This is a genomic window from Mesorhizobium sp. M7A.F.Ca.CA.004.06.1.1, from assembly GCF_003999135.1.
In the GTDB taxonomy this organism is placed as follows: Bacteria; Pseudomonadota; Alphaproteobacteria; order Rhizobiales; family Rhizobiaceae; genus Mesorhizobium.
Genome location: NZ_RZPQ01001436.1, coordinates 1 through 471 on the forward strand (window position 1 = coordinate 1; position 471 = coordinate 471).

A 471-nucleotide genomic window follows, 5' to 3' on the forward strand; every position below is an offset into this window, starting at 1 on the left:
ATGCTGCCGTGCAGTGCCTTGTCCGGGGCGTCGACGCGGTAGCTGTCGAGCAGCGCGTCAAGTGTCCCGGCCTGCCTCAAGATGGCCTTGCCCGCGCCGCTCGCGGCAAAGACCGTGCCGGCCATTCGCTCAGCCTCGGGCCATCGCCGCAAGTCGCCGCCATAGGCCTGGGCCAAGACGGCAAAGCGCCTGGCATCCATTGCGGGTTCGTTCCTGGATCCTTCAGCCATGTGTCGCCCCCTTGCCCGTCGGCGCCGGGCGCCAAGCGGCACCAGCAAGGCGCAATGGCCGTGGTGCGTTGGTGCTTGCCCGGTGCTTACTCATCGGCGCCATCCCCCGCCAGGATCGCCTGCAGCGACCGCCGGCCGCGCGCAAGCAGGCTCTCCAGGGCATCGACGCTGATCTGCAAGGTCGCTGCCGCCTCGATATTGGACATCTCCTGATAGTAGACCAGAACGATGGCTTCGCGCT

At 67.5% G+C, this 471-nt stretch carries 1 protein-coding gene and 1 pseudogene; both read right to left on the minus strand.

Features of this window, described 5'->3' with window-relative positions; genetic code table 11:
- Positions 1-230 (minus strand): annotated as a pseudogene (locus EN906_RS36805) (hypothetical protein); the annotation flags it as partial.
- Positions 231-316: 86 nt separating this feature from the next.
- Positions 317-471 (minus strand): sigma factor-like helix-turn-helix DNA-binding protein (locus EN906_RS36810; RefSeq protein ID WP_127375899.1); only part of this gene is annotated, 155 nt, incomplete at its 5' end.